This is a genomic window from Nannocystis exedens (assembly GCF_002343915.1).
GTDB classification, from domain to species: Bacteria; Myxococcota_A; Polyangia; order Nannocystales; family Nannocystaceae; genus Nannocystis; species Nannocystis exedens.
In genome coordinates this window covers 132,023-155,821 of sequence record NZ_NETK01000002.1, presented here as the reverse complement: position 1 = coordinate 155,821, position 23,799 = coordinate 132,023, and the positions used below count along the sequence as shown (strand labels likewise).

Sequence of the window (23,799 nt, the reverse complement as noted above, 5' to 3'; positions counted from 1 at the left end):
CTCGACCCGGTCGCCCGCGCTGCGCGGCCGACAGCCCCCGGCCCCGCGTGCCTTGACGCCCCGACGCGCGCGCGGCATCCCGTTCCCATGCGTCCCCAACCTTTGATCGCCGTCGCCGACGTCGAGGCCAGCAGCCGCTGGTACCAGCGGCTCCTCGGCTGCGAGAGCGGCCACGGCGGCCGCGAATACGAGCGCCTCGAGCATCACGGCGCCTTGGTTTTGCAGCTCCACGCCTGGGAGGTCGACCACCACCACGGCCCGATCGGCGACCCCGACGCGCGGCCTCGCGGCAACGGCGTCCTGCTGTGGTTCGAGACCGACGACTTCGACGCCGCCGTCGCCCGCGCCGCCGGGATGCGCGCCGAGGTCGTCCTCGCGCCCCACCTCAACCCCGACGCCGGCCACCGCGAGATCTGGCTGCGCGACCCCGACGGCTACACCGTCGTCCTCGCCAGCGAGGGGGGCGACCTCGGCTGAGCGCCGTTTGATGGATGTCGATCGGACCCGCCTGACTCGGCATGTCCCGAAGGTCATATTCCACGTCGCTCCGCTCGCCCCCGCGCACGAGGCTGCCCCGCGTGATCCGCCGCGATGCCCCGGCCGGTTCCGCCCGCCGCTGAACTGCGTCGCGTCGGCCACGCGCAGCAGCTCGCCGTGCGTGGCGACGACGGGCGGCCGCGCCACACGGCGTCTCCCGAAGGACGCCCCGTCCCGCCTGCGCTCCTCTCGAGCATGCCGAGCGAGACGACGAGCTGATGGGCCTTCTGCGTCGAACACGGCTGCATCCTCGTCGCTGCACCCGCCGTCGGCGACGAACGCTACGCCAGGCTGCTGCGCGAGGCCGAGGACATGCAGGAGCGAGGCCTCGCCACCGCCACTACCTCGACCGCGGGTTCCCGATCGCCCTCACCGACGCGGGCCGCCGCCTGCGCGCCGGCCAACCGTAGCGCCACCGTCCCGACCTCGCAGCGCGGGGCGGAGCCCGAGCCCGTCACTGCAACTCGAGGCAGCCTGGCCCGTCGCCTCATCCTTACCGCAGCGCGCTCGACTCGCCCGCGCCCCGTCGCGCTCGTACGTCACGTCGGTCGGGCGCTCTTCAGCCTCACGCGGCCCGATCGCCTCATCCTTACCGCAGCGCGATCGACTTGCTCGCCCGCGCCCCGTTGCGCTCGTACGTCACGTTGTAGTTGCGCGTGCTCTCGAGCCCCATGTAGAGCCCCAGCGCGGCCATGTCGTCGTCGAGCCGCGCCCCGTTGACCGACACGATCACGTCGCCCGCACGGAACCCCAGCGCCGCCACCGTGCTGCCCGGCGCCACGCGGGTCAGCTTGTAGCCCCCGCGCGCCGGCGAGATCGACGCCTGCCGCTCGAGCTTGCTCGGGTCGGCGATCGCCGCGTCGAACAGGCTCTTGTCGAGCGTGCAGCTCGAGGCCGACGCGCACTGCACCCCCGTCTTCCCCGCCGCGCCGCCCGAGCCCGTCGAACCCGTCGAAACGCCCTCGCCTCGGCCGTACCCGCCTCCGCCGACCGGCTTCCCCCCGCTCGTCGGCCGCGGTCCGGCCGGCCCGCGGACGGGGCCCCGCCCGCTCCCCCGAGCCCACCGGCCCCGCCGAGCGGCACCACCGGCGTCCCGCCGGCCTCGCCGTCGCGCGGCCCCGCCGGCCACTCTCCGTCCTCCGGCCCCGGCGACCTGTCCCCGAGCGCCTGCGCCATCGGGCCTGTTCCAAGGGGCATGTCTCCCACGACCTGTCCCGGCGAACCTGTCCGCGAGCGCAGCAGCTCCGACCACGCCAGCCCGCCGGCGATCCGCAGGTCGAGCGAGAACCCGACCCCGTCGCGGCGCACCGTCACCTGGGCCCCGCGCCCCAGCCGGGCCAGCAGCCCGGCCGCGCGGCCCGGGCTGTCGAGGCGGACCTCGCCGATCGCCTCGACCACGTCGCCCGTGCGCAGCCCGACCAACTGGTACACCGAGCCCGGCACCACCTCCGTCAGCCGGTAGCCGACCTGCGCCCCGCGCTCGAGCGCCGGCTCGACCCGCACCCCGCCGGTCCCGCTCGCCAGCTCCTCGACCGCCAGCGCGGCCACGAACGCGTCGACCTCGTAGCTCGCCTCGTTCTCGCTGCGCCGCCGCACCCCCGCCGCGATCGCAGCCCGCAGCGGCCCGGGCTCGGCGAGCGTCGCCTGGGCCACCGGCGCGGCCGCGGGCGCGGGCTCGCGGCCGGACAGCGCCTCGCATCCGGACAGCAACAGCACGAGCCACGGCGCGGCACGGAGCACGCCTGGACACTACCGTTCCGGGCCCCGGCGCACCACGTCCCGCGTCGCGCGCCGGCCTGCCCTCGCCGCAGGACCCGGCCTCACGGGCCCGCGCAGCCGCTTCGTGCCGCCCCGGCAATTCCACCCTCGCCTCCGGGTTCGCCCCTCGCCCCGCCCCGCGCCATCCCCGCACGGGCTCGATCGGCTTTGTCCGGCCCAGACAATGCGTCTTCGACGCTCTGGACGAGATCGCGCATGGGTCCTAACCTGTCGGGCGGAGGGTCCCGCGTGGTTCACCACAAATTGCGTCGTCTCCGCGTCTACGGCGGCTTCCTCGACAAGCTCGACATCCGCTTCGCCGACGGCCTGAACTGCATCATCGGCGGTCGCGGCAGCGGCAAGACCACCGTCCTCGAGTTCATCCGTCACGCCCTCGACCGCGCCCCGCGGTCGGGCACCGCCGCCGCCAAGGCGGCCGAAGACCGCCTCAAGAACCTGCTCGCCGCCAACCTCGGGACCAGCGGCTACGTCGAGCTCGAGTTCGAGAGCCAGGAGGGCCTGGTCTACCAGATCCGCCGCGGGGCCCACGACGCCCCGCAGGTCACCGACGCCGCCGGCAAGCCGGTGCGGCCCGAGGTGCTCGGCTCCTCGGTGCTCGTCGACGCCGCCCTCTTCTCGCACAACCAGATCGAGGACATCGCCCAGAGCCCGGTCGCCCAGCGCGAGCTCATCGACCGCCTGTGCGGCCAGCAGAGCCACGCGATCGAGACCCAGCTCGCGCAGACCACCTCGCGCCTGCGCGAGAACGCGCAGCGGATCATCGCCCTCCACACCCGCCTGCAGGCCGCCCAGCGCGACCTCATCGACCTCTCGAGCTGGGAGAGCAAGCTGGCGGCCGCCAACGCGGCGCTCGGCGAGGGCGGCCTGGCCGACGGGCTGCAGGCCGCGGCCGAGCACAAGGCCCTGCGCGAGCAGGAGAAGGCCGCGCTCGACCGGGTCCGCGCCGCCCTGAGCAAGCTGCGCGGCCTGATCGGCGACACCGTCCTGCCGCAGGTCAAGGCCCTCGCGGCCGCCCTGCCCGAGGGCCTCCTCAAAGGTCCCAACGGACATGTCCTCGCGGACCTGTCCCGGGAGATAAACCGCAAGATCGTCGAGATCGACCTCTACGTCTCGTCCCCGCTCGACAAGCTGGCCCTGCTCGAGCGCTCGGTCGACGACGCCACCGCCGCCCTGGCGGCCGTCCACGCCCCGCAAGAGGCCCGCTACGCCGAGCTCGCGGCCGTCGCCGCCAAGAGCGGGGCCCGCCTGGCCGCCCGCGACGAGGCCGCGCGCGAGGTCATGCGCCTGTCGGCCAGCAAGGGCGCGCTCGGCGAGCTCCAGGCCGAGCTCGACGCTGCCCTGCGGGCCCGCGGCGAGCTGCGCGACGAGCTGCAGCGGCTGCGGGGCGACCGTCACGCCCGCCGCAGCGCCGCGGCCGGCAACGTCAGCGCCCACCTCGGCGGCAAGGTCCGCATCATCCTCGCCCCCGCCGCCGACGTCGTCGCCTACCGCGAATTTCTGGTCGCGGTCATGCGCCGCTCGGGCAAGCAGTACAACGCCCCGATCGAGCGGCTCGTCGCCCAGGTCACCCCGGTCCAGCTCGGCCAGTTCGTCGACCGCGACGATCACGCGGCCCTGGCGGCGACCGCCGAGATCAACCCCGAGTTCGCCGAGTCGCTGCTCAAGGCCCTGCGCGAGGCCCCGGAGAAGCGGTTCGAACTCGACGTGCTCGAGCTCGAGGACGTCCCGCGGATCGAGCTGCAGGTCCAGGGCGACTGGCGCAGCAGCGACAAGCTGTCGACCGGGCAGAAGAGCGCCGCGATCTTGCCGATCCTCCTCATGGACAGCGAGGCCCCGCTGCTCGTCGACCAGCCCGAGGACAACCTCGACAACAGCTTCATCACCGACGCCATCATCCCGCAGCTCGCGGCCAGCCGCGGCCGGCGGCAGCTCGTCTTCATCACCCACAACCCGAACCTCCCGGTCCTCGGCGAGGCCGCCCAGGTCATCGTCCTCGAGGCCGACGGCCGCAACGCCCGGCTGGTCGCGCAGGGCCCGGTCGAGGCGGTGAAGCAGCACATCCTGCGCCTGATGGAGGGCGGCCGCGAGGCGTTCCGGCAACGCCAGCAGCGCTACGAGGTCGCCCCGTAGCCGCGCGTCCCGGCGGCGATTTCCAGCCCGTGTCGCCGCGCCTCGCCCCCATTCCCTCACGACGTCCCGGCCCGGACCCGGCTCACACATCGGCCGGCCCTCACCGACACATCCTGCCCGCGTCCCGGGCCGGCGCCCGGGCCCGCGCGGCCACGCGCTCGACTTGGCCGCACGGGCGCCGGTGATATAGTCCGCCGCGGATGGTCGTAACGACGCTGCCGAGGCCCGCCGCGTGTCGCACGTGCGGTCGGAGCTTTCGCGACGATCTCCTGGTGTGCCCCGTCGACGGCGCCACCTTGCCGCTCGAGGGCCGCCTGCTCGACGGCAAGTTCCGCCTCGACAAGCGCCTCGGCCACGGCGGCATGGCCACCGTGTGGCAGGCGACCAACGTGTTCGTCGAGCGCACCGTCGCCATCAAGTTGATGCACGCCAGCTACGCCGAGGACGCCGACCTGCTGGCCCGCTTCCGCAACGAGGCCACCGCCGCCGGCCGGATCGGCAGCCCGCACATCTGCGACGTCCTCGACTTCGGCCGCAGCACGATCGGCCCCTACATCGTCATGGAGCTGCTGTCGGGCTGCTCCCTCAGCGACCTGATCGACGCCTACCAGCGGCTGCAGCCCGGCCTCGCGGTGTGGATCATCCGCCAGGCCCTGGACGGCCTGCACGCCGCCCACCAGGCCGGCATCATCCACCGCGACCTCAAGCCCGAGAACATCTACCTGTGCCGCGCGATCCGGGACCAGTGGCTGGTCAAGCTCATGGACTTCGGGATCTCGAAGTTCAACGACTCGATCCGCACCGGCGCCGGCACCATGATGGGCTCGCCGAATTACATGGCCCCCGAGCAGATCCACGGCGCCGGGGCCGTCGATCGCCGCGCCGACGTGTGGTCGATCGGCGCGATCCTCTACGAGGCGCTCGCCGGCCAGCAGGCGTTCGCCCGCGACACCGTCGCCGACTCGTTGGCCGCCGTCCGCGGCTTCGACCCGCCGCCGATCCACACCCTCGCCCCCGAGGTCCCGCCGGGCCTGTCCGAGATCGTCGCTCGCTGCCTGCGCAAGCAGCCCGACCAGCGCTGGCCCTCCGCCGCCGCCCTCGCCGAGGCCCTGCTGCCGTTCGAGCGCCCCGGCCCGCGCACCCGCCTGCTGCCGACCACCCCGATCGGCGACGTCCGGCCCGTCGACGACACCCTCCCGCGCGCCGGCGCGGCCCCGCGGACCCTGGCCGACGGCCCGCCCGAACCTGTCCCGAGCGCCAGATCCCAGCCGGCCGGGCCGCCCGCCGCCGGCAAGCCCTCGGGCGCCCTTCCGCCTGTCCCCAAGGCCAGCTCCGCCGGTCCCTCGGGCGCCCACCCGCCTGTCCCCAAGGCCAGCTCCGCCGGCCCCTCGGGCGCCCACCCGCCTGTCCCCAAGGCCAGCTCCGCCGGCCCCTCGGGCGCCCACCCGCCTGTCCCCAAGGCCAGCTCCGCCGGCCCCTCGGGCGCCCACCCGCCTGTCCCCAAGAACATCTCCGGTGCCCTCCCGCCTGTCCCCAAGAACACCTCCGGCGCCCACCCGCCTGTCCCCAAGAACACCTCCGGCGCCCACCCGCCTGTCCCCAAGAACACCTCCGGCGCCCCCCCTGCCGTCGTCCAGGCTGCCGCTGCATCTGTCCCCAAGGCCACATCAGCCGCCCCGCCTGTCCCCAGGGCCACGTCGACCGCCGCCCCGCCTGTCCCCAAGGCCAGCACGCCCGCATGGACCGGCGACCCGCACCCGCTGCTCATCATCGTCGTCCTCGCCGCCGTCGGCGGCATCGCGGCCACCATCGCCTGGTTCGCCCTCTGACGCCGGCCGACCGCGGTCCGCCCGCTGGTTCGGTCTCTGACGCCGGCGACCGCGGTCCGCCCTGCCGCGCGCGAACCGAGCTCTCGCGCAGGGACACCGCTGGCCGCGCCGCGCCGCCTCGCGGTCCCTCGCTCCTGCCGCACGGCCTCGCAATCGCCGGCTTCCGCCCCGCGCAGCCTCGCCGTCCTTCGCTCCCAGGGCCTCGGCGATCGCCCGCTCCCGCCGCGCGTTCCGCCCCTCGCGAGCTCAGCGGCCGACCGGCGGCCGGAAGTCCGCCAGCTCCGTCGCCGGATCGCCGCCGTCGATCCCGACCAGCGCTGCCGCGAAGTCATAGACCGTGGGGTGGCGGCGGCTCGACTCGCGCGACACCGCCTTGAGCGCCACCTCGGCCTGCGCGCGCGTCAGCTTGCCCTCGTCGGCGCGGTACGGGCCGGGGGTGCCCGCGCGTTCCACGGCCGGCGGTGCGCCGGTGGCACGCGGGCGGTGGCCGGTCAACAGGTGGATCATCAGCACCCCGAGCGCATAGATGTCCGAGCGGACGGTCGGCTGTTCGCCGGCCACCTGTTCGGGCGACATGTACACCGGGAACACCGTCGACGGCTCGAACACCTCGGCGAGCTCGGGCCGCCACTCGGGGAACGCGCGCCGGTACGCGCGCGCCAGGCCGAAGCCCATCACCAGCACCCGCGGGCGTTCGTCCGGGTCGCCCTCCATCGGCTCCTCGCAGAAGCAGTTCTCCGGCTTCAGGTCGCCGTGGACGATCAGCTGGGCGTGTGCGTAGGCCAGCCCGCGACACACGTCGAGCAGCACCGACCGCGCCTCCGGCCACGGCATCGGCCCGCGGTTGGCGATTCGGGTCGCCAGGTCGACGCCCTCGCGCGGGCTCATCGCCTGGAGCACGGTCTGTTCGACGCGGAACGGCAGGTAGCACGAGCCGCCGGTGACGAATTTGTGCATCACGCGGTCGGCCTGGAGGTCGGCGCGCAACGTCTGCACTGCCGCCTCGTCGCACGTGTACTGGCGGCTGAACACGCGCACGTTCGACGCGCGGAAGCCCCGGAAGAAGCCGCGGTAGATCCGGCCGGTCTCGTTGGCGCAGATCAGGCGCGCGAGCTCGAAGTCGCCGTAGAGGCGCGGCAGCGGCTCCTCGGTCACACCTGCACCATACCGCACGGAGGGCCTGCCGCCCCACCTGCGCGGCTCGCGTAGGGCCCGCGCCAGAACGCGCGCTCACCGTGTTCACCCGCCCCCGCGCCGTATCATCGCCCCCTGCCTCACGCGCGCGCGCGAGCTCTGCTATGTCCGTCGCGCCATGGCCCCGACGAAGCGTCCGATCCGCAAGCTCCTCTGTGCCAACCGCGGCGAGATCGCGATTCGGGTGTTTCGCGCCGCCACCGAGCTCGGGATCCGCACGGTGGCGATCTTCAGCCACGAAGATCGCGTCCACCTCCACCGCTACAAGGCCGACGAGGCCTACCTGGTCGGCAAGGGCAAGAGCCCCGTGGGGGCCTACCTCGACATCGACGCCATCGTCGCCCTCGCCGCCGCCCACGACGTCGACGCCATCCACCCCGGCTACGGCTTCCTCTCGGAGAAGAGCGCCCTCGCGCGCGCCTGTGCGGCCGCCGGCATCGCCTTCGTCGGGCCCTCGGCCGAGGCGCTCGACACCTTCGGTGACAAGACCGCCGCGCGCGCCCTCGCCATCGCCAGCGGCGTCCCGGTGGTCCCCGGCAGCGACGGTCCCGTCTCCGATCTCCCGGCCGCGCGCGCGTTCGCGGCCGCGCACGGCTTCCCGCTGATCGTCAAGGCCGCCATGGGCGGGGGCGGCCGCGGCATGCGGGTCGTCCGCAGCGAGGACGAGCTCGACGAGGCGTTCACGCGCGCCGCCAGCGAGGCCAAGGCCGCCTTCGGCGACGGCACCGTCTTCCTCGAGAGGTACATCGGCGCCGCTCGTCACGTCGAGGTGCAGATCCTGGGCGATCGCACCGGCGAGGTCGTGCACCTGTTCGAGCGCGACTGCTCGGTCCAGCGCCGCCACCAGAAGGTCGTCGAGATGGCGCCCGCGCTCGGCCTGTCCGAAGAGACACGTTCCGGCCTGCACGGCGACGCCCTCCGGCTCGCGCGCGCCGTCGGCTACGAGAACGCCGGCACCGTCGAGTTCCTGGTCGATGAGACAGGTCGGCACTACTTCATCGAGGTCAACCCGCGGATCCAGGTCGAGCACACCGTGACCGAGGAGGTCACCGGCGTCGATCTCGTGCAGGCGCAGATCCGGATCGCCGGCGGCGCCACCCTCCACGACCTCGGCCTCCATCAGGACGCGATCGTCGCCCGCGGTCACGCGATCCAGTGCCGGATCACCACCGAGGATCCGCGCGCCCAGTTCCGCCCCGACACCGGCCGCATCGAGGCGTACCGCTCGGCCAGCGGCATGGGCATCCGCCTCGACGGCGGCTCGGGCTACAGCGGCGCCGTCATCACCCCGCACTACGACTCGCTGCTCGTCAAGGTCACCGCGCGCGGCAACACCTTCGAGGTCGCGCGGCACAAGCTGCTGCGCGCGCTGGCCGAGTTCCGGATCCGCGGCGTCAAGACCAACATCCCCTTCCTTCAGAACGTCCTCACCCACCCCAAGTTCGTCGCCGGCGACATCACCACCGGCTTCGTCGACGGCACCCCCGAGCTGTTCGACCTGCCCACCCGGCGCAACCGCGCCCAGCGGCTGCTCCGCTTCCTCGCCGAGGTCGCCGTCAACGGCCCCACCACGCCCTGGGCGACCCAGAACCCGCCCGCGCGCGTCGACCCCGAGATCCCCGAGACCCGCGCCGACGTCCGCCTGGCCGGCTGGCGCGACCTCCTGCGCGAGAAGGGGCCCAAGGCCTTCGCCGCGGCCGTGCGCGCTCACCCCGGCCTCCTCCTCACCGACACCACCTGGCGCGACGCCCACCAATCGCTGCTCGCCACCCGCGTCCGCACCATCGACCTCCTCGCCATCGCCCCGGCCACCGCCCGCGTGCTCGCCCCGGCCTTCAGCCTCGAGATGTGGGGCGGCGCCACCTTCGACGTCGCCCTCCGCTTCCTCCGCGAGGATCCGTGGGACCGCCTCGAGCGCCTGCGCGCGCTCGTCCCCAACATCCCGTTCCAGATGCTGCTGCGCGGCGCCAACGCCGTCGGCTACACCAACTACCCCGACAACGTCGTGCGCCGGTTCGTCCGCCTGTCGGCCGAGCGCGGCATCGACGTGTTCCGGATCTTCGACTGCCTCAACTACACCGAGAACCTCAAGCTCGGCGTCGACGCCGTCGGCGAGGCCGGCGGCGTGATCGAGGCCGCGCTCTGCTACACCGGCGACGTCGCCGACCCCGGGCGCACCAAGTACTCGCTGCAGTACTACGTCGACCTCGCCGGCAAGCTCGTCGAGATGGGCACCCACGTGCTGGCGATCAAGGACATGGCCGGCCTGTTGCGCCCGCGCGCCGCCACGCTGCTGGTCGAGGCCCTGCGCGCCGCCCACCCCGACGTCCCGATCCACGTCCACACCCACGACACGGCCGGCACCGGCGTCGCCTCCATGCTCGCCGCCGCGGCCGCCGGCGCCGACATCGTCGACGGGGCGATCACCGCCATGGCCGGCGTCACCTCGCAGCCGGCCCTCGGGGCCATCGTCGCCGCGATGCAGGGCAGCGAGCGCGACACCGGCCTCTCGATCGCCGACCTCCAGCCGCTCGGCACCTACTGGGAGCAGGCGCGCGGCCTCTACGCCCCGTTCGAGGCCGGCAACCTCAGCGGCAGCGCCGACGTGTACCTGCACGAGATGCCCGGCGGCCAGCTCACCAACCTGCAGTTCCAGGCCAACGCCCTCGGCCTCGCCTCGCGCTGGCCCGCGATCAAGCGCGCCTACGCGGCCGCCAACCGCCTGCTCGGCGACATCATCAAGGTCACCCCGTCCTCGAAGGTCGTCGGCGACCTCGCCCAGTTCATGGTCCAGAACGACCTCGACGAGGCCGCCGTGCTGGCGCAGGCCGAGACCTTGTCGTTCCCCAGCTCCGTCGTCGAGTTCTTCCAGGGCCACCTCGGCCAGCCCCACGGCGGCTTCCCCGAGCCGCTGCGGACCAAGGTCTTGCGCGGGCGTCCGACCTTCGAGGGCCGCCCCGGCGCCGCCCTGCCCGACCTCGACTTCGACGCCCTCGCCGCCGAGCTGCAGAAGCTCACCAGCATGCCGCTGCGCGACGTCGACGTCGTCTCGGCCGCGCTCTACCCGGGCGTGTTCCGCGACTACCTCGCGTTCCGCACCCAGTTCGCCGACGTCTCGCGCCTGCCGACGCGGGCCTTCTTCGCCCCGCTGCCGGTGGGCGAGGAGCTCAGCGTGGAGATCGAGCAAGGCAAGACGCTGATCGTGCGCATGAAGGCGGTCGGCGAGCTCGGCCCCGACGGCCAGCGCGACGTGTTCTTCGAGCTCAACGGCCAGCCGCGCTCGCTGCGGATCCCCGACAAGTCGGCCGCCCAGACCGTCAAGCAGCGCGAGCGCGCCGCCCCCGACGACCCCGCCGCCGTCGCCGCCCCCATGCCCGGCGCCGTCACCGAGCTGCGCGTCGCCGTCGGCGACCGCGTGGCCGCGGGCGCCCCCCTGGTCGTCCTCTCCGCCATGAAGATGGAGACCGTCGTCGCCGCCCCGCACCCCGGCACCGTCCGCCGCTTCGCCGTCGCCGTCGGCGACAACCTCGACGCCGGCGACCTCCTGCTGGTCCTCGCCCCGGCGTGACCTTCGGGACATGCCCCTAAGGGCATGTCTTCTTGGTCATTCCCTTTCAGACATGTCTCGAGGAGCATGCAGCTCGCCCTCGCGCGGGCACGCGCCGCCGGCCCGCCCTCCCGCTTCAGCGGCGGGTCGGGGTCGTAGGCGATGCTGTCGCCGACGTACGGCAGCGTCTCGCTGTCGGTCCGAGACGTGCTGCAGCGACGCAACAGGCATTACCGAATGCCTGGTTAATCATGTCCTGAAGAACATGTCAGCGCGCCATGCCCTCCTCATCCGATCCTCGACCTCGCGCCGGCCTCCCCGCCATCTCCGGCGCGAGCGCACGCCCTCAGCAGCCGGCCTGCTTGCTCACCTTCTCGAACACGTCCGCCCCGTGGCGGCGCACGATCTCCGCCTCCATCACCTCGTTGTAGCCGCGCGCGTGCTCGACGATCGTCTCGTCGACCACGCAGCCCGCGACCTCGCGCAGCACCACCTTGTACTTCTCCCACAAGATCCGCGAATACTCGCGACGGCACCGCGCCGGGTAGCCGAAGGTCTCGAGCCCGAGCTGATTCTGCGTGATCGCCGACTGTGCCGCGCGCTTGCCGTCCTCGTACGCCGCCGCCGCGAGCGACTCGACCTGCTTCACCGGCCCGCCGTCTCCTGCCTGATCTTCGGCGGCCGCGGCGGGCGCCTCGGCCTCGTCCGCCGCGCCGGTCCCCGCGGCCTCGGGCGCAGCGCTCGGCACCTGACGCCCTTCCCCTGCCTGCACCGGCGCGGCCTCGTCCGGCACGCGGATCTGCGGCGCCGGCTCGTGCGCGGCGCAAGCGGTCGAGACCAGAGCGGCGAGCAGCAGCGGACCTCGCATCCCTTCATCTTACTCGCCCCGCGGCGGTTGCGATCCAGTCCCCGATCGGCCCTGCGGCGGGCCGCGCTCGCCTGTCGCCGAGACCACCCAACCGCCCCGGCGAGCGGACCTGGTGCCACGGCCCCACCGGCGTCCGCCGCCCGACCGAACCCGCCCCGTGACCGCGGGCGAGCCCCGTCATCGTCGCCGTCGACCCCTCTGCCCGACCGACCCGCCCCCTGATCGCGGGCGCCGTCATCGTCACCGTCGCCCGCCGCCACGGCCCACCGTCTCCTCGCCCGACCGTCCCGCCCCGCGATCGCCGAGCTCTCTGCTCGGCATGCCCTTTCAAGCATGTCCCATAGAACATGTCTCTCAACGCATGCCCACGAGGTCATGCCCGTTCGAGCATACCGTTCTTCGCCTCGGTCCCGGCACCGGCCTCGAGGACGTCGAGGTAGGCGACGCGAGGCTCGTAAACCAGCGGCACCGACCGCGAGGACCTCATCCACCGCGGCCCGCCGGCTCCCGCGCTAACCGTCGCAGCCGATCCGCGCCCCTGCCAGCGCGACATCGTCGAAGTACAGCGTCATCGCCTGCCCGGCGTAGCTCTCCCACCCGAGCTTGAAGTCGCCCAGCGACGGCTGCCAGTCGGGCTTGCCGAGCCACTGCTGGTCGACGTCCGGCGTCGGCTCGCCGTCGATCACGAGCCCCCCCACCTCCGCCCCGTCGACCCACGTCGTCAACGCCCGCGCGGCCGAGTCGATCGGGAACTCCACGCACGTCCACTGCCCGGGGGGCGGCCCCACGCTGAGGGCGATCCCGGCCGGGCTCAGCGACGGCAGCGTCGCGTCGTCCGACTCGCGGTTCCACATCAGGATCTCCGACTGCCCGCCCATCCGCAGGTCCTTGCCGCCGGCGTCGGCCGCGTCGCGCAGCGTCGCGAACGTCACGTGCCCCTGCCCGAGCGCCCCCTCGGAGCGGACCCACAGCCGCCCGTACACCTGCGGCCCGATCGCCGCGATCGCCTCGGTGTTGGCGACGAACACGTGATCGCAGTAGCCGCCCCCGCCGTCGACCCGCAGCGACTGCGCGCCGGTGTGGGCCACCGCGCCGTCGCCAACGCCGGCATCAGCCACGTCAACGCCCGCGCGCCACGTCCTCGCCCACGCGCCCGCTCTCGCTCCGGCTCCCCGACTGTCCCCGCCATCGCCGCATGGTACCTGCCCCGTGGCCGTTCACCGACCTCCGCGCCCGCAGAATCGGGCTCCGGTGTATCGTCGTTGCGTGTCGCCCTCCCGTGTCCTCCGCAGCCTCGCCGGCCTCGCGCTCCTCCCTGCTTGCGGCGACGACGCCGTCACCACCGACGGGCCATCCGGCGGACCTGTCCCTTCGGACACATCCACGAGCACCGGCGCCACCCCGACCACCGGCGCGCCGACCACGACCACCACGACCACCACCTCCAGCGGCAGCGACGGCGAGACGACGACGACCACCACCATCACCACGACCACCGGCGGCACCACCGACGGCGTCAAGCTCGACGTCGGCTTCGGCACCACCGGCGACCCGCCGCCCGTCGATCGCTGCAAGGTCCAGGGCGACGACGCCGTCGGCGACTGCGAGATGGAGGCCCCGCCCGACAGCTTCATGCCCGCGGTCCAGTGGGCCTTCGCCGGCCAGGACGACGAGCTCCACGCCGTCGCCACCCCGCTGGTCGCCAACATGACCGACGACAACGGCGACGGCGTCATCGACCTGTGCGACGTCCCCGACGTCGTCGTCCCGCTCTACGGCAACGCCCAGTCCGACGGTCACCTCTACATCCTCGACGGCCTCACCGGCGCCGTGCACCTCAAGATCCCCGACATCATCGACGGCTACGCCAACCCCGCGATCGGCGACATCGACGGCGACGGCCTGCCCGAGATCGTCACCATCCGCAGCGAGGTCGGCGACATCATCAACGGCCACGCGATCGCCTTCGAGCACGACGGCACCTTCAAGTGGGAGAGCCCCGTCGTGTTCGACGCCTGGCAGGTCGCCGTCGCCCTCGCCGACCTCGACGCCGACGGCGACGTCGAGATCATGGCCGGCCGGGCCGTCCTCGATCACCTCGGCGCCCAGCTCTTCCTCGGCAACAGCAACGGCGCGATCGACATCCCGTTCGCCGCCGACCTCGACGGCGACGGCGATCTCGAGGTCCTGCAGGGCGGCGACGCCTTCCACCACGACGGCAGCGTCTACTACTCCACCCCGGTAGCGATCGCCCACCCGCAGGTCGGCAACCTCGACGACGACCCCGAGCCCGAGGTCTTGCTGGCCGGCTTCAACGGCCTCTCGCTGCTCGAGCACGACGGCACGATCGTCTACCAGGACCAAAACCCGAGCGGTGACGCGTCGTGGTGGCGCCCGGCCGCGATCCACGACGTCGACGGCGACGGCGCCGCCGAGATCCTCGTCAGCTCCAACCAGCACTACAACATCTACCGCCCCGACCTCACCCTGCTGTGGACGGCCTCGGTGCAGGACAACAGCGGCTTCGCGGCCGGCACCGCCTTCGACTTCCTCGGCGCCGGCTACGCCCAGGCCATGTACGCCGACGAGCAGTTCCTGTTCGTCTACGGCGAGGGCGGCGCGGTGCTGCTGTCGAGCCCGCGGTCCTCGTGGACGCAGGCCGAGAACCCCGTCGTCGCCGACGTCGACGACGACGGCTCCGCCGAGATCGTGGTCGTCTCCAACGGCGGGTTGCAACCCGCCGTCCAGGTCGTGCGCGACGTCGAGGACCGGTGGATCCAGGCCCGCCGGATCTGGAACCAGCACGCCTATCACGTCACCAACGTCCGCGAGGACGGCACCATCCCCCAGCACCAGACCCCCTCCTGGCAGGCCCTCAACACCTTCCGCACCAACGCCCAGATCGAGGGCGGCGCCGTCTGCATGCCCGATCCGCCGGGGTGACCGCAGCCCGGACATGCTTGATGGGGCATGTTCTGATGAGCATGTCCTGAAACGCATAATCACAAGGACATGTTTCGCTCCGCGCCACCGCAACCGCCTGACCGCGTGGACGAAGCGAAGACGCGGCGCAGCGCACCCGTGGCTCCTGCCCCGCGCCTGCGACGGCCATCAGGACCGTGGGGATGGCCGGCCAGCGCCGCCGGCCGGCGGACGCAAGCGGCCGCGCGTCCGCCAGTCCGCCGATGTCGGCCTACCAGCTCACGTGGTACGTGCAGGTCGGCGCCCTCGTCCTGGCAGCCGTCGGCCCCGTGCTCGATCAGCGGCTTCACCCCGTAGCGGGCGCAGCAGCCCTCGATGATGCCGACGTTGAACGGGCACAGCCCGCGCTGCGTGCGGACGATCGTCGCGCTGTAGTCGTCCTCGATCGTGCAGAAGATGTCGCCGACGTCGCCGCCGCGGGTGTTGAGCTTGAAGGCCGGGCCGAGGCTCATCAGCACCTTCTGCACGCTGTCGATGCCGGGCGGGAACACGGCCGCCTCGATCATCTTGCGGCCGACGTTCATCACCGCCGCGCGGCCGACCTTCTCGCCGATCCGATAAAAAATCGCGCTCGCCCACTCATAGTCGTACCACGCCTGCGGATCGATGGCCGCCACCCCCGCGTCGGCGAGGATCTTCTGCACCACGCTGTTCGTCTCGCCGAACGCGAGCACGAACGAGTTCAGGGCCGCGCCCGAGTATTCCGGCTTCGCCACGCTCATCGGCCCGCAGTATCGACCGACGGCGCCGCCGCGCCATCGGGGTCCCCGCGCTCTCCGTGAGCCGAGGCCGACGCACGCCGCGGCGCGTCCACGGGCGCCGGCCGTCACACCTCGGTGATGCGCCCGCCCACCGCCACCACGCGACGCACGCCGACCGTCCCATCTCGGCGATGCGCCCACGCAGCGCGCCCCGACGGTCGCACCTCGGTGATGCGCCCGCCCGCCGAGCAGCACACCCCGACCGTCACACCTCGGTGATGCGCCCGTTCACCGCCACGAAGCAGCGCACCCCGAGCGCCGCCGCGTGGGCCTTGCGCTCCGCCGACAGCGGGCCCTCCGAGATCAACCATACATGTCCTTTCGGCCATGCTGTTTCGGACAGCCGGGCGCGCGCCGTCGTGACCAGCCCCGCCAGCCGCATCGGGCCGAGGTCGGCGTCGCGCCCGGCGCACAGCACCGCCAGGCCTGGCGACGTGCGGTGCAGGCGACGGCTCACGGCCAGCGCGCCGAGGCCGAGGCCGCCGAGCGTGTACCCGACCACCGAGCGGACCGACGACCCCGCCGCCGAGCTCTCGGCGCGAGCCGGGCGCGGCGCCGTCAGCAGCACCACTGCCGCGGCGACGAGGCCGATCGCGCCCGACAGCCGCAGGCCGCGGGCGGCGCGGCCCGGGATCCGGGCGCACAGCTCGTCGACGGACAGCGCGACCTCCTGCGGCTCGTCGTCGAGCGGGACCCGGGCGCACAGCCACGGGATGCAGCGCTCGCGGGTGAAGACCCTCGACATGTCCCCGATCTACCCGATCTCGCCGCCGTCTTCATGCGGTTCGTGCCGGCGCCGCCGCGCCCGGCCGTCGCCGTCCGCCGATCTCGCCCGTCCCGGCCGCCGCGGGCCGTCTTCACATGTCCTCGAAGACATGCACCAACATCCAGGCGGCCAGTCGTCCGCGCGTCGCCCCGACGAGCCCGCGGCTCGTCCGCGACCGCAGCCCCGCGAGGCCCGCGGCCAGCGCCGGCCCGCTTCCTGCGCGCAGCCGTTCGTGCTAGCCGGAGGCGTGTCGCCTCGCCTCCTCGCGCTCGCGCTCGCCAGCGCCGCGTGCGCTCCGTCCGTCTCGAAGCCCATGCCGCCGTCCGCGCCCGCCCCCTCTGCGCCGCACCCCGACATCGTCCAGGCCGGCGACCCCGTGTTGCGCAGCCGCGCCGCCGAGCTCGCGGTCGAGCGGATCCCCACGCCCGAGATCCAGGAGCTCGTCGACCGCATGATCGCGACCATGCGAGCGGCCCCGGGCGTGGGTCTGGCGGCGCCGCAGCTCGGCGTCCCGCTGCGGATCCTCGTGCTCGAGGACCGGGCCGCTCTGATGGCTCGACTCACGCCGGCCGAGCTGCGCGAGCGCGAGCGCGTCGAGCTGCCGGTGCATGTGTTCATCAACCCGGTGCTGCGGCCGCTCGGCGACGACACCCGGACCTTCTTCGAGGGTTGCCTCAGCGTCCACGGCTACACCGCGCTGGTCGAGCGTCACGCCGAGGTCGAGGTCACCGGCCTCGACCGACGGGGCCAGCCGCAGACCCTTCGGGTGCGCGGATGGCCCGCGCGGATCTTGCAGCACGAGGTCGACCACCTCGACGGCACCCTCTACGTCGACCGCATGCTGACGCGCTCGTTCTCCACCGGCGACCAGGCCCGGGCGCGCCACGCCGGCCGGCCGATCGCCGAGATCCTCGCGGAATTCTCCCGCTGAGCCGCCTGCACGCGCGAGTTCCGGGGGGAGCGCGTCGGGTCGATCCATGACAGACCTCCCGTGACGGGTGCTATGCAAGCACCGAGGAGCAACGACATGAGCACCACCGAGATCACCAGCGACAACTTCCAGAGCATCGTCGAGGGCAACGAGACGGTGGTGCTCGACTGCTGGGCCAGCTGGTGCGGCCCTTGCCGCGCCTTCGCCCCCGTCTACGAGGCCGCCTCCGAGCGCCACCAGGGCATCGTGTGGGGCAAGCTCGACACCGAGGCCCAGCAAGAGCTCGCCGCCGCCTTCGACATCCGCTCGATCCCCACCGTCATGGTGTTCCGCCAGGGCATCCTGCTGTTCCGCCAGGCCGGCATGCTGCCCGCCAAGGCCCTCGACGAGCTCGTCGGCGAGGTCCAGGGCCTCGACATGGACGATGTCCGGCGCCAGATCGAGGAGCACGAGAAGGCCCACGCCGAGGGTCGTTGCGACCACGATCACGGCCACGACCACGAGCACTGAGCGCGGCCTCGATCTGTCCGATCGGACATCTTCCGCCTCGCGCGTCGTGCAGTTCGTCGATCGCGGTCGGATGTGCGCCGCGCCGGCGTGTCGACGCACGCGGCTGCGTGTTTGGGCGCCCAGGTGCGCCCGCTGGGCGCCCAGCCGCGAGTTTGCAGGCGAGGCCCGTGATTGAACGGCCGTCGGCGGCGCGTGTACCCTCCGCGCATGTCGCTGCTACGTCCTGTCCTTTTGTTCACGTTCGCGGTCCCTGGCGTCGCCTGTACCGAGCCCGAGCCCGAAGCCACGCCGGCGGAGCTGTACCGGGCCGCCGTCGAGGACGCCTCGGATCCGGAGGCCGACGAGGTCGCGGACGACCTCGTCGCCCTCACCGTCGACAACCCCGACCTCATGTTCGACGCCGAGGATCGGGTCCTCATGGTCACCTGGACCTCGTACAACGGCTACGACGGCAAGGAGGGCACGGCCATGCCGCTCGCCGTCGAGGTGTGGGTCACCCCGGTCCCCTCGCTCAAGGACTTCTGCACCGCCACCGGCCTGCAGGGCGCCGACCTGACGGCCCGCCTCGAGCGGCTCATGGGGCTCCCGCCCGACAACGGCAAGGACCGGCTCGTGACCATGTGGGTGCCGCTGGACGGCATGTTCCGGCCGAGCCCGGATCCCGAGATCGACGACTCGGTGGCGCAGCTCGACTTCCGCCCCGACGTCGAGCCGGAGCACAAGATGTGGATCGAAGACCTTCGCGCGGCCTCGTACGGCGACGACCCCGGCTACCCGTGGACCCAGCTCGGCTACACCTACGACTGGGACGCCGACGCCGACTCCGAGGTCGGCCTCAGCGAGTTCGTCATCCGCCCCGGCACCGAGATCGTGGTCGACGGCGTCGTCCACCAGGACGACTACTGCAAGTAATTGCCGCTGGCTTTCAGGACATGCCCTATTCGACATGTCCTGAAGGACTCAGAACGCCAGCTGGACCTGCAGGCGGAACCGGTCGATGCCGTTCGCCATCGCCTCGCGCACGGTCGGCCCGAGCAGCCCGTCCCACACACGGAAGTAGTCGAACGAGATCTTGAAGTTGTGCTCGGCGATGTAGTAGTTGACGCCGCCGCCGAGCTCGTCGCGGTCGATCATCGAGCTCCTGTCGCCGAAGATGTTGCGGACGAAGCTGTAGCGGGTCACGAACTCGACGTCGGCCGGCGGGATCAGGTAGCCGACCTGGCCGAACCAGCCGACGCCGTCGCGCGCGAGCGCCACGGGCACCGGCAGGCCCATCTCGTCGACCGCGCCGCCCGGGTTGCGGCGGCGGGCCTTGCGGTAGTGGAACGCCGACTCGATCGACAGCCCGCGCCACTTGAACATCAGGTCCGCGGTCGCGTGGTGGATGTCGGTCGTCCCGCCGTCGGCCGGCCGCGGCCCGTGGACGCCGCGCTCGCCGGGCGCGTCGTCGTGGTACGCGTAGGCGCCGCCCAGCGACAGCCCCGGCTTCTTGATCCGATCGAGGTCGGCCTCCGAGTCGTCCTCGAACTTGCCGAGCGGCATCACGGTCACGCGGCCGACGTACAGCGCCCCGGTGTTCGTCAGCGCGTAGGCGTTGCGGCCGTCGCCCATGAACACGCCGAGCGCGTACTTGAGGCGGCCGATCCCGCCGATGTCGTCGGAGCGCAGCACCAGGCCGATGTCGCGGTCGAGGTTGAACTCCTCGTTCACGCTCGAGCGGTCGACGAACTGCTGGTTGCCCGACGAGATCACGCGCTGACGGCTGAACGGCACCTTCATCTGGCCGAGCCAGACCGTGGCGTCGCGCAGGTAGGTGAACTCGACGCGGGCGTCGCGGACCGGGTTGTAGCGGATGCCCGGCGAGTCGTCGGGCAGCCCGCCCAGCATGTCGCGCGGCGAGAAGCCGAGCTGGATGTAGTAGCGGTTGTGCTTGCCGAACACGTTGCCGGCGAACACCACGCGCGCGCGCCGGATCTGCAGCACGTGATCGATCTCTTCGCCCGGCGTGTTCGGGTGCTCGAGGTCGTAGCGCATCTGCAGGCGCGCCCGGATCGCCAGCACGTAGTTGCCGTCCTTCGTCGCCAGCTCGAAGCCGCGGCCCGGCTTGAACTTGAACTTCTGCACCTTCGCGTCCGCCTTGCGGTCGAGCTTCGCCGGCGGCGCCTCGGTCTCCGGCTCGGCGTCGATCGGCGCCGGCCCCTCGCCCTTCTCCGCTCCCTCCGTCCCCTCGGTCGCCGGCTCGGCGTCGACCGGCCCCGGCGCCTGGGCGACCGGCGCGGCGGCGCTCGCGGGCCGCTGCGGCGTCGGCACCGCGTCGGGCGCGTCGACGAGCAGCCGTGAGGTCGGCGCCGCCTGCATCATCAGCGGCCAGGAGAGGGCGATCGCGAGCGGCAGCGGCATACGGTGCGCATCACGGATGCGTGGCGGGATGGTGACGGAAGCGTCACGAAGTGCCTAGTCGCGCGAGCCCCGCCTGCGCCTGGAAACGCCCGTAGAGGCCTGCCCGGGCGGGCGCGTGGGATTGGTCGCATCGGCGCGGATGGCGGAGATCGCCGCAGGCCGCCCCGGCGCCGGCTCCGGGCTCGATCTCCGCAAATCAAGGTCATGTCTTTTCAGACATGTCCGATCGGACCGCTCAGGGCGGCGCGAGCTCGCCCGTCGGCGCGCGCGCTGCCGTCGAGCGGTGCTGCACGTCGGAGTCGTCGGCCCCGGATCGATCGCCGACCGCCGCCTCGCGCCGGCGCTGGCGAAGGCCCGCGGCGCGGCGCTGTGGAGCGTGTGCTCGCGCGACGGGGAGCGCGCGCGGGCCTTCGCCGCGCGCTTCCACCCCGGCCTCCGGGCCCTGCGCGAGCGCGTCGTCGCCGGCGAGTTCGGCCGCGTCCTGCCCATGCGCGCCATCTGGACCTTCGTCGAGCAACTGGCGCGGCTCGCCCGAGGTCGGCCGCTGGTGATCGCTCGCCGCCGTCGGGCCGGCCTCCGTGCGAGGTCAGAGGTCGGCCTTGAGCGCCAGCAGCTCGACCCAGCGGCCGTACACCACGTCGTGGCAGTCCTCGACGTTCGTCTGGACGGTATCGCGGGCGCTCTCGGCGTAGACGTACATGCTCGACGCCGGGAACGTCTCGAGGTTGCCGTCGTACACGGTGACCTGGTCCACACCGTCGTGGACGTACACCGTGGTCCGCTCGGTGGTGCCGCACTGCTCGTCGGGCTGCGCCGGGCAGAAGCCCAGGTCGCCGTCGACGAAGTGCATCGGCGCCCAGAACGCCTCGAAGTCCTCGGCGAACACGTGGTAGCCGAGCGTGTAGAACAGCAACAGCGCGCCGTCGTCGACCGCGTGGAGCGCCACGTGGGTGCGGATGTCGAGCCCGAACTCCTGCGAATCGGTCTCGCGGTAGCGGAGGCGCACGTCGGTCTCGCCGCCGAGGAGGCCGGTGTGCGGCGCCTCCGTCGTCAGGGTCAGCGTCACGGCGTGGATGCCCTCGGCGTCGTCCGTGCATTGCAGCGCGATCGCCCCGCCGGCGATCCCCTGCACGCTGCAGCGGACGTCGAACTCGATCGGGTACGCCTCGGGGTCGATCAACGTCGGCGCGCTCACCTCGACGGCCACCGCGGTCCCCTCCTCGGGCCCGATGCAACCTGGCCACGGCGTACCGGTCGAGGTGAAGGTCTCCGCCCCGTGGCTGGTGAGCGCCTCGGTGGAGGTCGTCTGCCGGGGCGACTCGCCCGTGATCACGTCGCCCGACGTGCTCGTCTCGGCGGCTGAACCGCTGCTCGTGTCGGTCGACTCGGTGCCCGAGTACGCGCCCAGGTCGGCCTTCTGGAGCGAGCACGCGGCGCCCGGCGCGAAGGAGAGAGAAAACGCGAGAAGGTGGGGGATACGGATGGTCTGGAAAGTCATGATTAAATTCGGCCGTACTGGCCGCTGTTCATGGTTTCCCGGCCGAATCGAAATCCGTGAGCGCACGCCGAAAATTGTCGACCTGCGCGTCCCCGCGCGCCCGCTGCCGGGCCCCGGACATGTCCTGGGCGACATGTCGTTCGCGCCGTGATCAACCCGGCGGGTTGGGCATGCACAGCCCGCCGCCCTCGATCTGGGCGTTGGTCCGGTAGGTGTTGAAGATCTTCCAGTTGTCGACCGGCTTGGTCGGCAGCGTGCTGTCCTCGCGCACGTTGGTGACGTAGTAGGCGTGCTGGTTCCAGATCCGGCGCGCCTGGATCCACCGGTCCTCGGCGTCGCGCAGCACCTGCAGGGCCGGCTGCCCCGACAGCGACACCACCAGGATCTCCGCCGAGCCGTCGTTGTCGACGTCGGCCACGATCGGGTACTCGCTCAACGTGTAGCTGACGCGCGCCTGCGTCAGCACGACCGCCCCGGTGACGCCGTCGTAGATGCGGAAGTTCTGCTCGTCGGCGTACATCGCCTCGGCCACGCCGTCGCCGAGGAAGTCGAACGCCGTGCCGCCGGCCGCGCCCGAGCCGTCGACCACCTGCGACTGCCACAGCACCGTCGCGGGGTTGCCCTCGTAGACCGCGTAGTAGTCGCGCGACGACGACGCGTACTCCGGCTGGCTGTCGCCGTCGAAGTCGTGCACCGTGCCGGGCCGCATCCACGTCAGGTAGCCCGCGGGCTGCACCCCGGTCGGCGTCGCCGGGCCCCACTTCACCGTGCCGTCGTGCTCGAGCATCCACAGCCCCTGGCCGGAGGTGACGAACACCTCCGGGAACGGGTCGTCGTCGAGGTTGGCGATCTGCGGGATCGACTGCGCCGTCACCTGCGGGTACTTCTCCCAGTACACCGTGCCGTCGTGGCGATACGCCGAGTGGCCGGTCACCACCTCCATCTTGCCGTCCCCGTCGAGGTCGGCGCCGACGCTCGCCTCGAGCTCGCCCGGCTGCGGGTTGGTCTGCGCCCACAGCAGCACGCCGTTGTGGTCGTAGACCTCGTGGTTGAAGACGATCTCGGCGTCGCCGTCGGCGTCGAGGTCGTGGATCGCGACCGCGCCGGTCTCGCGGTAGAACTGGTCGTACTGGCCGCCGTCGGTCGAATTGGCCCACTTGAGCGTGCCGTCGTGCTCGAACGCCTTGAGGCGGTACGTGCCGCCGTGGTTCCAGATCGCCACGATCTCCGGCAGGCCGTCGTTGTCGATGTCGGCGAAGGCCGGCGTGGCGAAGCACGACAGGCTCTCGCTGGTCGGGATCGCGTAGTGCTGGGTCCCGGTCGCGCCGTCGAGCACGAACAGCTCGCAGATCTGGCCGTAGCCGATCGTCGGGCCGGCGACGAACAGCACGTCCGGAACGTCGCACAGATCGATCTCGCCGTCGGCGTTGTCGTCGGTGAAGTTGCCGACCAGCGGCGTCACCATCGACTGCAGGTTGGCGCCGAACGACCACTGCAGCGCCGGCGCGAAGCTGTCCGGCGCCGCCTCCATCTCGCAGTCGCCGATCGCGTCCATGTCGTCCTGCACCTTGCAGACGTTGCCGGGCGGGCCGCCGCTGGTCTCGCCGAGGTCGTTGGTGCCGAGGTCGAACTTGATCCCGCCGGTGCTCTCGGTCGTCATCTCCGCCTCGGTCGTCGAGCTGCCGGACTCGCTGCCGCCGGTGGTCGGCGCCTCCGTGCCGCTGCCCGTGGTCGGGTTCTCCGCGGTGGTGCCCGGCGTCGTCGCCGTCACCGTCGGGCCCGTCATCGTCATCGCCCCGGCGGTCGCGCTCTCGCGGTCGTCGTCTCCGCAGGCGGCGAGCAACAGGGGCGCAAACACCAAGGAACGACGGACAAGGGAAGTCATGCCGCAGGGTACCGGGCTTCGCCGGCCGGATCCACGAGGGCGCCGGCGACGTGAGCAAGCGCGGGCGAACCCGGGCCGGGCCCCTGCCCGCACCCGGAGATTCGCGGCGCCGATCCGGCGCTTCCCCGCGCGCGTGCGGTCCGGGGTGCGCTTGCGCGCGCTCCCGACCGCCGGACCGCACC

Annotated in this window: 20 protein-coding genes; 10 read left to right on the top strand and 10 right to left on the bottom strand. The window is 72.6% G+C overall.

Annotation, left to right across the window (positions count from 1 at the left end):
• The first annotated feature begins 87 nt into the window (after positions 1 to 87).
• The gene (locus NAEX_RS44660) at positions 88 to 477 is read left to right on the top strand and encodes a VOC family protein (protein ID WP_096334035.1); all 390 of its coding nucleotides are present in this window, start codon (positions 88 to 90) and stop codon (positions 475 to 477) included.
• A gap of 649 nt (positions 478 to 1,126) precedes the next feature.
• On the opposite strand, the gene NAEX_RS44655 is transcribed toward NAEX_RS44660, so the two are convergent.
• On the bottom strand, positions 1,127 to 1,447 hold the full coding sequence (locus tag NAEX_RS44655) for a PDZ domain-containing protein (protein ID WP_096334034.1): 321 nt from the start codon (positions 1,445 to 1,447) through the stop codon (positions 1,127 to 1,129).
• 285 nt (positions 1,448 to 1,732) lie between these two features.
• Here NAEX_RS44655 and NAEX_RS44650 point away from each other — a divergent pair, with 285 nt between their 5' ends.
• The 3 genes from NAEX_RS44650 (at position 1,733) to NAEX_RS44640 (ending at position 6,275) form a co-directional block, all read left to right on the top strand.
• Positions 1,733 to 1,999 (top strand): hypothetical protein, encoded by a 267-nt coding sequence (locus NAEX_RS44650; protein WP_096334033.1) that lies wholly within the window; start codon positions 1,733 to 1,735, stop codon positions 1,997 to 1,999.
• Between the two features lie 545 nt (positions 2,000 to 2,544).
• Entirely contained in the window at positions 2,545 to 4,446 is a 1,902-nt protein-coding gene (locus NAEX_RS44645; protein WP_170136565.1) for an AAA family ATPase, read from the top strand.
• A gap of 272 nt (positions 4,447 to 4,718) precedes the next feature.
• A complete protein-coding gene (locus tag NAEX_RS44640) occupies positions 4,719 to 6,275 on the top strand; it encodes a serine/threonine-protein kinase (RefSeq protein ID WP_170136564.1) in 1,557 nt (518 codons plus the stop codon).
• A 246-nt stretch (positions 6,276 to 6,521) separates the two neighbouring features.
• On the opposite strand, the gene NAEX_RS44635 is transcribed toward NAEX_RS44640, so the two are convergent.
• A complete protein-coding gene (locus tag NAEX_RS44635) occupies positions 6,522 to 7,430 on the bottom strand; it encodes a serine/threonine protein kinase (protein WP_096334030.1) in 909 nt (302 codons plus the stop codon).
• 157 nt (positions 7,431 to 7,587) lie between these two features.
• On the opposite strand from NAEX_RS44635, the gene pyc reads away from it, so the two are divergent.
• Entirely contained in the window at positions 7,588 to 11,037 is a 3,450-nt protein-coding gene (gene pyc / locus NAEX_RS44630; RefSeq protein ID WP_096334029.1) for a pyruvate carboxylase, read from the top strand.
• Positions 11,038 to 11,362: 325 nt separating this feature from the next.
• Here the strand turns inward: pyc and NAEX_RS44625 are convergent, their stop codons facing one another.
• Both NAEX_RS44625 and NAEX_RS44620 read right to left on the bottom strand, forming a co-directional pair.
• The gene (locus NAEX_RS44625) at positions 11,363 to 11,884 is read right to left on the bottom strand and encodes a hypothetical protein (protein ID WP_096334028.1); all 522 of its coding nucleotides are present in this window, start codon (positions 11,882 to 11,884) and stop codon (positions 11,363 to 11,365) included.
• A gap of 512 nt (positions 11,885 to 12,396) precedes the next feature.
• Positions 12,397 to 13,002, bottom strand: a complete 606-nt coding sequence (locus tag NAEX_RS44620) for a hydrolase (RefSeq protein WP_143140201.1) — start codon at positions 13,000 to 13,002, stop codon at positions 12,397 to 12,399.
• A 148-nt stretch (positions 13,003 to 13,150) separates the two neighbouring features.
• Here NAEX_RS44620 and NAEX_RS44615 point away from each other — a divergent pair, with 148 nt between their 5' ends.
• Positions 13,151 to 14,827: an FG-GAP repeat domain-containing protein gene (locus tag NAEX_RS44615; RefSeq protein WP_096334026.1), complete on the top strand. Its 1,677-nt coding sequence runs from the start codon at positions 13,151 to 13,153 to the stop codon at positions 14,825 to 14,827.
• 59 nt (positions 14,828 to 14,886) lie between these two features.
• On the opposite strand, the gene NAEX_RS44610 is transcribed toward NAEX_RS44615, so the two are convergent.
• Positions 14,887 to 15,588: a hypothetical protein gene (locus tag NAEX_RS44610; protein ID WP_096334025.1), complete on the bottom strand. Its 702-nt coding sequence runs from the start codon at positions 15,586 to 15,588 to the stop codon at positions 14,887 to 14,889.
• A 244-nt stretch (positions 15,589 to 15,832) separates the two neighbouring features.
• Entirely contained in the window at positions 15,833 to 16,372 is a 540-nt protein-coding gene (locus NAEX_RS44605) for a hypothetical protein (protein ID WP_096334024.1), read from the bottom strand.
• A 334-nt stretch (positions 16,373 to 16,706) separates the two neighbouring features.
• Here NAEX_RS44605 and def point away from each other — a divergent pair, with 334 nt between their 5' ends.
• The 3 genes from def (at position 16,707) to NAEX_RS44590 (ending at position 18,746) form a co-directional block, all read left to right on the top strand.
• Positions 16,707 to 17,324 carry a peptide deformylase gene (gene def / locus NAEX_RS44600; protein WP_096334455.1) on the top strand — a complete coding sequence of 206 codons (618 nt, stop codon included), beginning with the start codon at positions 16,707 to 16,709 and terminating at the stop codon, positions 17,322 to 17,324.
• 96 nt (positions 17,325 to 17,420) lie between these two features.
• Positions 17,421 to 17,834, top strand: a complete 414-nt coding sequence (locus NAEX_RS44595) for a thioredoxin family protein (RefSeq protein WP_096334023.1) — start codon at positions 17,421 to 17,423, stop codon at positions 17,832 to 17,834.
• Positions 17,835 to 18,041: 207 nt separating this feature from the next.
• Complete coding sequence (locus NAEX_RS44590; protein ID WP_143140202.1) at positions 18,042 to 18,746, top strand: hypothetical protein; 705 nt, start codon at positions 18,042 to 18,044, stop codon at positions 18,744 to 18,746.
• 48 nt (positions 18,747 to 18,794) lie between these two features.
• Here the strand turns inward: NAEX_RS44590 and NAEX_RS44585 are convergent, their stop codons facing one another.
• The 3 genes from NAEX_RS44585 to NAEX_RS44575 all read right to left on the bottom strand — a co-directional run bounded on the left by NAEX_RS44585 (position 18,795) and on the right by NAEX_RS44575 (position 21,732).
• A complete protein-coding gene (locus NAEX_RS44585) occupies positions 18,795 to 20,234 on the bottom strand; it encodes a porin (protein ID WP_096334021.1) in 1,440 nt (479 codons plus the stop codon).
• 235 nt (positions 20,235 to 20,469) lie between these two features.
• The gene (locus NAEX_RS44580) at positions 20,470 to 20,751 is read right to left on the bottom strand and encodes a hypothetical protein (RefSeq protein WP_096334020.1); all 282 of its coding nucleotides are present in this window, start codon (positions 20,749 to 20,751) and stop codon (positions 20,470 to 20,472) included.
• Between the two features lie 69 nt (positions 20,752 to 20,820).
• Positions 20,821 to 21,732 carry a hypothetical protein gene (locus NAEX_RS44575; RefSeq protein ID WP_096334019.1) on the bottom strand — a complete coding sequence of 304 codons (912 nt, stop codon included), beginning with the start codon at positions 21,730 to 21,732 and terminating at the stop codon, positions 20,821 to 20,823.
• Here NAEX_RS44575 and NAEX_RS51730 point away from each other — a divergent pair.
• On the top strand, positions 21,731 to 21,883 hold the full coding sequence (locus NAEX_RS51730; RefSeq protein ID WP_170136563.1) for a hypothetical protein: 153 nt from the start codon (positions 21,731 to 21,733) through the stop codon (positions 21,881 to 21,883). The genes NAEX_RS44575 and NAEX_RS51730 overlap by 2 nt on opposite strands.
• On the opposite strand, the gene NAEX_RS44570 is transcribed toward NAEX_RS51730, so the two are convergent.
• Entirely contained in the window at positions 21,884 to 23,590 is a 1,707-nt protein-coding gene (locus NAEX_RS44570) for an FG-GAP repeat domain-containing protein (protein ID WP_143140203.1), read from the bottom strand.
• Positions 23,591 to 23,799 lie beyond the last annotated feature (209 nt).

What these genes read in the sequence shown, in the direction of transcription:
- NAEX_RS44625 (WP_096334028.1), bottom strand. Translation starts at nt 11,884, where the DNA reads ATGCGAGGTCCGCTGCTGCTCGCCGCTCTGGTCTCGACCGCTTGCGCC.
- def (WP_096334455.1), top strand. Translation starts at nt 16,707, where the DNA reads ATGCCGCCGTCCGCGCCCGCCCCCTCTGCGCCGCACCCCGACATCGTC.
- NAEX_RS44605 (WP_096334024.1), bottom strand. Translation starts at nt 16,372, where the DNA reads ATGTCGAGGGTCTTCACCCGCGAGCGCTGCATCCCGTGGCTGTGCGCC.
- NAEX_RS44585 (WP_096334021.1), bottom strand. Translation starts at nt 20,234, where the DNA reads ATGCCGCTGCCGCTCGCGATCGCCCTCTCCTGGCCGCTGATGATGCAG.
- NAEX_RS44595 (WP_096334023.1), top strand. Translation starts at nt 17,421, where the DNA reads ATGAGCACCACCGAGATCACCAGCGACAACTTCCAGAGCATCGTCGAG.
- pyc (WP_096334029.1), top strand. Translation starts at nt 7,588, where the DNA reads ATGGCCCCGACGAAGCGTCCGATCCGCAAGCTCCTCTGTGCCAACCGC.
- NAEX_RS44575 (WP_096334019.1), bottom strand. Translation starts at nt 21,732, where the DNA reads ATGACTTTCCAGACCATCCGTATCCCCCACCTTCTCGCGTTTTCTCTC.
- NAEX_RS44610 (WP_096334025.1), bottom strand. Translation starts at nt 15,588, where the DNA reads ATGAGCGTGGCGAAGCCGGAATACTCGGGCGCGGCCCTGAACTCGTTC.
- NAEX_RS44660 (WP_096334035.1), top strand. Translation starts at nt 88, where the DNA reads ATGCGTCCCCAACCTTTGATCGCCGTCGCCGACGTCGAGGCCAGCAGC.
- NAEX_RS44590 (WP_143140202.1), top strand. Translation starts at nt 18,042, where the DNA reads ATGTCGCTGCTACGTCCTGTCCTTTTGTTCACGTTCGCGGTCCCTGGC.
- NAEX_RS44650 (WP_096334033.1), top strand. Translation starts at nt 1,733, where the DNA reads ATGTCTCCCACGACCTGTCCCGGCGAACCTGTCCGCGAGCGCAGCAGC.
- NAEX_RS51730 (WP_170136563.1), top strand. Translation starts at nt 21,731, where the DNA reads ATGATTAAATTCGGCCGTACTGGCCGCTGTTCATGGTTTCCCGGCCGA.